The sequence below is a fragment of the Nocardioides sp. genome (assembly GCF_051876515.1).
GTDB lineage: Bacteria > Actinomycetota > Actinomycetes > Propionibacteriales > Nocardioidaceae > Nocardioides.
Genome location: NZ_JBJEHY010000206.1, coordinates 1 through 6455, shown reverse-complemented (window position 1 = coordinate 6455; position 6455 = coordinate 1). Strand labels below are relative to the sequence as shown.

Below are 6455 nucleotides of genomic sequence, written 5' to 3'. Positions count from 1 at the left end.
GATCAACTCCTCGGTCGCCGACCAGGCGGGGATCGCCGCGACGATCGAGGCGGCGTACGCCGGTCGCGACGGCGTCACCACCGACCACCTCGACGGTCTCACCGTCACCCACGCCGACTGGTGGTTCAACGTCCGCCCCTCCAACACCGAGCCGCTGCTGCGGCTCAACGTCGAGGGCAAGGACACCGACACGATGGAGCAGGTGCGCGACCGCGTGCTGGCCACGATCAGGAGCGAGAAGTGAACATCGACCCCAAGCTGATGGCGATCATCGTCTGCCCGGCCTGCCACGGCGAGCTCTCCGCCGCGGGCGAGGAGCTCGTGTGCGCCGGCTGCGGCAACGCCTACCCGGTGCGCGACGACATCCCGGTGCTGCTGGTCGACGAGGCCCGCAAGCCGGCCTGAGGGCCGTCGGGGTCGTCATGACTGTCTGGTTCGACGAGTCCCGGCTCGACGACGAGCGTGTGCTCGGCGCGGCCGACGTACGCCTGCGCGCGCTGGCCGAGAGCGGTGCGCGGGTACGCCGCGACGCCCACGAGTCGGCGCCGGCCGCCGCGGCCGCCCTGGCCCGCGAGCACGCGGACGGCTTCCGGCCCCGTGCCGTGCTGGCCGCCGGGCCCGACTCGCGGCTGCTGCGCGCGGTGCTCGAACCGTGGTGCCCGGTGCCGTTCGTGGCCTGGCCCAACCCGGGCCTGCCCGGGTGGGCGGGCAGCCTCGACCTGGTCGTGATCCTGGCCCCCGAGGGCAGCGACGAGGGTTCGGCCTCCGCGGTCGCCGAGGCCGTGCGTCGCGGCTGCCAGGTCGTGGTGGCCTGCCCGCCGCGCTCGCTGGTGGCCGACCACGCCCAGGGCCGGCACGTCACCGTGCTGCCCACGCTCACCGGCGACCAGCTGGCCACCGCCGTGGTGATGCTCGAGTTCCTCGAGCACGTCAGCCTCGGGCCGCGGGCGGACGCCGAGAGCGTCGCGACCGCCCTCGACGAGGTGGCCCGGGACTCCTCGCCCTTCCAGGACCTGGTCTCCAACCCGGCGAAGACGACCGCGATCGCCCTGGCCGACGGGGCCCCGCTGGTCTGGGGCGGGTCCGTGCTGGCCGCGCGTGCCGCCCGTCGGGTGGCGGAGTCGCTGAGGCGCGCCACCGGCCGCAGCGCCCTGGCCGGCGACGCCGAGCACCTGCTGCCCGTCATCGAGGGCGCGGCGGTGCGTGACGTCTTCTCCGACCCGTTCGCCGACGAGGGGGACAGCGAGCTCCGCCCGGTGCTGGTGGTCCTCGACGACGGAGCCAGCGACACCCTGGGACGGGAGCAGCGCGGACGCCTGCTCGCCGCGGCCGAGCGCCGGGGCGTACGGGTCGAGACCCTGTCCACGACGGCGCCCACCGAGGTCGCCCGGTACGCGTCCCTGCTGCTGCAGGGCACCTACGTGGCGGAGTACCTCGGCATCGGGCTGACGGCCGGCTGAGTGGGCCGAGGCGCGGGTCGGGGAGGACCAGCCCGATAGGCTGACGGCCGCTCCACCTCGCTTCGCCCGTGCACCACCTCGACAGCCCGGAGGACATCCATGGCCGGCGGACTCTTCGCCCTCCTCGACGACATCGCCGTCTTCGCCCGCCTCGCGGCGGCCTCGGTGGACGACGTCGGCGCCGCAGCCGCGAAGGCCAGCGCCAAGGCCGCCGGCGTGGTGGTCGACGACACGGCGGTGACTCCCCAGTACCTGGTGGGCACGGCCGCGGCCCGCGAGCTGCCGGTGATCAAGCAGATCGCGATCGGCTCGCTGCGCAACAAGCTCCTCTTCATCCTCCCCGCGGCGCTGCTGCTCAGCCAGTTCCTGCCCAAGGCGCTGCCCGTCCTGCTGATCCTCGGTGGGACGTTCCTGGCGTACGAGGGTGCCGAGAAGCTGTGGGAGAAGTTCGGCCCGGGCCACCACGACGAGGTGGAGGAACTGACCGAGGAAGTCGCGGCCACAGGTGAGCTCAGCGCGGCACGTGAGGCGCTGACTGTGTCGGGGGCGATCAAGACCGACTTCATCCTGTCGGCCGAGATCATGGTCATCTCGCTCAACGAGGTCATGTCCGCCGACCCGCAGCCTGGCTTCCTGATGCGCGCGGTGGTGCTGGCGCTGGTCGCGGTGGTCATCACCGCGGTCGTGTACGGCGTGGTCGCGATCATCGTCAAGATGGACGACGTGGGCGTGCACCTGGCCGGCAAGCCGTCGGAGCTGTCCCAGAAGGTCGGCCGCGGACTGGTCAACGCGATGCCCAAGGTGCTGTCGTTCATCGGGGCCGTCGGCACCGTCGCGATGCTCTGGGTTGGTGGGCACATCCTGCTGGCGAGCCTCGACGAGCTCGGAGTCCACGGCCCGTACGGCTGGGTGCACCACGTCGAGGTCGCGGTGCACGACGCGCTGGGTGTCGTCGGCGGGTTCGCCGGCTGGCTCACCAACACCGTCCTGTCGGCCGTCGTCGGCCTCGTCGTCGGTGCGGTCGTGGTGGCCGTGATGCACGTCCTGCCGTTCGGCGGGCACAAGGGCGACAAGACCACCGCTGCGGGGCACTGAGCAGCGGGCCGCAGCTGCGGCCCGCTGAGCAGGGGGCCGCGCGACGATTCCCCGGAAGTGTGGCGACGGTCCTACCCTCGACCTCTGCACGGTCAGCTCCGTGCGAAGCCGGATGAGAGGGAGAAGTTGATGGACTTCAAGGTTGCCGACCTCGGACTCGCTGAGTTCGGGCGCAAGGAGATCACGCTCGCCGAGCACGAGATGCCCGGCCTGATGGCGATGCGTGCTCGCTACGGTGCCGAGAAGCCGCTGGCCGGCGCCAAGATCGCCGGCTCCCTCCACATGACCATCCAGACGGCCGTCCTCATCGAGACGCTGGTCGCGCTGGGTGCCGAGGTCCGCTGGGCCTCCTGCAACATCTTCTCCACCCAGGACCACGCCGCCGCCGCGATCGTGGTCGGCCCCGAGGGCACCGTGGACAACCCCTCCGGCGTCCCCGTCTTCGCCTGGAAGGGCGAGACGCTGGAGGAGTACTGGTGGTGCACCCGCCAGATCCTCGAGTGGCCCGACGGTGAGTTCGCCAACATGATCCTCGACGACGGCGGCGACGCGACCCTGCTGGTCCACCTCGGCGTCGAGGCGGAGAAGGCCGGCGTCGCCCCCGACCCGGCCACCGCGACCTCCACCGAGCAGCGCATCATCTTCGAGACGCTCGTGGCCTCGCTGGCCGAGTCCGGTGACCGCTGGACCAAGATCGCCAACGAGATCAAGGGCGTCACCGAGGAGACCACCACCGGTGTGCACCGCCTGTACGACATGATGAAGGAGGGCTCGCTGCTCTTCCCCGCCATCAACGTCAACGACTCGGTCACCAAGTCCAAGTTCGACAACAAGTACGGCTGCCGCCACTCGCTGGTCGACGGCATCAACCGCGCCACCGACGTCCTGATCGGCGGCAAGGTCGCGGTCGTGTGCGGCTACGGCGACGTGGGCAAGGGCTGCGCGGAGTCGCTGCGCGGCCAGGGCGCCCGCGTCGTGGTCACCGAGATCGACCCGATCTGCGCGCTGCAGGCCGCGATGGACGGCTACCAGGTCTCCACCCTCGACGAGGTCATCGGCCAGGCCGACATCATCATCACCGCGACGGGCAACAAGGACGTCGTCACCCTCGACCAGATGCGTCGCATGAAGTACAACGCGATCCTGGGCAACATCGGCCACTTCGACAACGAGATCGACATGGCCGGCCTCGAGGCCGAGGGCGTCGCGACGCGCAACAACGTCAAGCCGCAGGTCGACGTGTGGACGTTCAACGAGGGCGAGGGCGCCGGCAGCTCCATCATCGTGCTGTCCGAGGGCCGCCTGATGAACCTCGGCAACGCCACCGGCCACCCGAGCTTCGTGATGTCGAACTCCTTCACCAACCAGGTGCTGGCCCAGATCGAGCTGTACGCCAAGACCGAGGAGTACCCGGTCGGCGTGTACGTGCTGCCCAAGCACCTCGACGAGGAGGTGGCCCGCCTGCACCTCGCCTCGCTCGGTGTCTCGCTGACCACGCTCAGCGACGAGCAGGCCGCCTACATCGGCGTGCCGGTCGAGGGCCCGTACAAGCCCGAGCAGTACCGCTACTGACGTCTGGCGCACTGGGGCACACTGGGGTCATGAACTCGACTGCGGACCTGCCGACCCGGGGGAGCATCCTCGTGGTCGACGACGACGCGTCCCTGGCCGAGATGCTGTCCCTGGTGCTGCGCCAGGAGGGTTTCGACTCCAGGATCGTGGGTCGGGGCGACGAGGCGATGGACGCGTTCCGTGCCTACCGCCCCGACCTGGTCCTGCTCGACCTGATGCTGCCCGGCAAGGACGGCATCGACGTGTGCAAGGAGATCCGCGCCGAGTCGGGCGTGCCGATCGTCATGCTCACCGCCAAGGGCGACACCATCGACGTGGTGCTCGGGCTGGAGTCCGGTGCCGACGACTACGTGGTCAAGCCCTTCAAGCCCAAGGAGCTCGTGGCGCGGATCCGCGCCCGGGTGCGCCGCAACGAGGCGCCGCGCACCGAGTCGATCACCGTCGGTGACCTGACCATCGACGTGGCCGGGCACTCAGTGACCCGGGCCGGCGCACCGATCAACCTGACGCCCCTGGAGTTCGACCTCCTGGTCTGCCTGGCCCGCAAGCCGTGGCAGGTGTTCACCCGCGAGGTGCTGCTCGAGCAGGTGTGGGGATACCGGCACAGTGCGGACACGCGGCTGGTCAACGTGCACGTCCAGCGCCTGCGCTCCAAGGTGGAGCACGACCCGGAGAACCCGGAGATCGTGCTGACGGTGCGCGGAGTGGGCTACAAGGCCGGCAGTTCCTGACGCCGTGGCCGCGTCCTTCGACTCCACGCGGCTGCGGGTGCCGTACGACCGGATCCTCTACGCGGTGCGCCGCGGCCCGACGTTCTGGCGCCGCTCGGTGGCCGCGCGCGTGGTGGCGAGCACCGTCCTGCTCTCGGCGGGCGTGGTCCTGGTGGTGGGGTGGTTCCTCATCGAGCAGACGCGCGGTGGCCTGCTCGACCACCGTGTCGACGCCGTGGTGGCCGACGCGGAGAACGAGACCGAGGAGGCCCGCACCAAGCTGGCCTTCGCCCCCGGCCTCGACGACGACGAGGCCACCCAGCTCGAGGAGCTGGTGACGCCCATCATCGCGCGCGGGGCCACCCGCGGGTTCGCGGTCGTGCTGTCGCCGCCGGCCGGCGAGGGCATCCGCGTGGTCGACGGCGGCGCCAAGTTCACGCAGGGGCTCGACCCGGCCAGCGTCCCGGAGAACCTCCAGGAGCACTTCGAGGACGACTCGACGACGGCCTGGACGTACACCGACATCCGCACCACCCGCGAGGTGCCCGGGCTGCCGGACGGCCCGGGCGTGGTCGTGGGCAGCCAGATCAGGCTGCCGGCGGACGACAGGACCTACACCCTCTACTACCTGTACTCGCTGAGCGACGAGACCGAGACGCTCGAGGTCGTGGCCCAGTCGATGCTGGCGGCCGGTGCGCTGCTCCTGCTGCTGGTGGCCGGCATGACGTGGCTGGTCGCGCGCCAGGTGGTGAACCCGATCCGGATGGCACGCCGGGTGGCCGAGCGGCTGGCCGCCGGTGAGCTGCAGGAGCGGCTGCGCGTGACGGGGGAGGACGACATCGCCCGTCTGGCCACGTCGTTCAACCAGATGGCCTCCAACCTGCAGCGGCAGATCCGCCAGCTGGAGGAGCTCAGCCGGGTGCAGCGCCGGTTCGTCTCGGACGTCTCCCACGAGCTCCGCACCCCGCTGACCACCGTACGGATGGCCAGCGACGTCCTGCACGACGCGCGCGACGAGTTCGACCCGGTCACCGCGCGCGCCGCCGAGCTCCTGCAGGCCGAGCTCGACCGGTTCGAGACGCTGCTGGCCGACCTGCTGGAGATCAGCCGTTTCGACGCCGGGGCGGCGGTGCTGGAGCCCGAGGACGTCGACCTCGTCGCGATCGCCTGGCGGGTCGCCGACATGACCTCGGCGCTGGCCGCGCGCCGTTCCACCCGCGTCGTGGTGCACGACCCCGGCGCCCCGTGCCTGGCCGAGGCCGACCCGCGGCGCGTCGAGCGGATCGTGCGCAACCTGGTCACCAACGCCATCGACCACGCCGAGGGCGGGGACGTGGAGATCTTCCTGGCCACCGACGACCAGGCCTCGGCACTGGCCGTGCGTGACCACGGGGTCGGGCTGGCGGCGGGAGAGTCGGCGATGGTCTTCAACCGGTTCTGGCGGGCCGACCCCGCCCGGGCCCGTACGACGGGCGGCACCGGGCTGGGGCTGTCCATCTCGCTGGAGGACACGCACCTGCACGGGGGGTGGCTCCAGGCGTGGGGGCGCCCGGGCGAGGGCGCGCAGTTCCGTCTGACGCTGCCGCACCGGCTCGCCGAGCCGCTGCGGCACAGCCCG

Annotated in this window: 6 protein-coding genes and 1 pseudogene; all 7 read left to right on the top strand. The window is 71.4% G+C overall.

Annotated elements, in window-relative coordinates; translation table 11 throughout:
• Positions 1 to 244, top strand: a pseudogene (manB, locus tag ACI379_RS15005) (phosphomannomutase/phosphoglucomutase); the annotation flags it as partial.
• A complete protein-coding gene (locus tag ACI379_RS15000; protein WP_439792909.1) occupies positions 241 to 405 on the top strand; it encodes a Trm112 family protein in 165 nt (54 codons plus the stop codon). The pseudogene manB and the gene ACI379_RS15000, both read left to right, overlap by 4 nt.
• A gap of 17 nt (positions 406 to 422) precedes the next feature.
• On the top strand, positions 423 to 1460 hold the full coding sequence (locus ACI379_RS14995) for an SIS domain-containing protein (protein ID WP_439792908.1): 1038 nt from the start codon (positions 423 to 425) through the stop codon (positions 1458 to 1460).
• 99 nt (positions 1461 to 1559) lie between these two features.
• Complete coding sequence (locus ACI379_RS14990) at positions 1560 to 2555, top strand: DUF808 domain-containing protein (RefSeq protein WP_439792907.1); 996 nt, start codon at positions 1560 to 1562, stop codon at positions 2553 to 2555.
• Positions 2556 to 2684: 129 nt separating this feature from the next.
• Positions 2685 to 4127, top strand: a complete 1443-nt coding sequence (ahcY, locus tag ACI379_RS14985; protein WP_439792906.1) for an adenosylhomocysteinase — start codon at positions 2685 to 2687, stop codon at positions 4125 to 4127.
• A 29-nt stretch (positions 4128 to 4156) separates the two neighbouring features.
• Positions 4157 to 4858, top strand: a complete 702-nt coding sequence (gene mtrA, locus ACI379_RS14980) for an MtrAB system response regulator MtrA (protein ID WP_439792905.1) — start codon at positions 4157 to 4159, stop codon at positions 4856 to 4858.
• A gap of 4 nt (positions 4859 to 4862) precedes the next feature.
• The coding region (gene mtrB, locus ACI379_RS14975) for an MtrAB system histidine kinase MtrB (protein WP_439792903.1) at positions 4863 to 6455 on the top strand (1593 nt) is incomplete at its 3' end.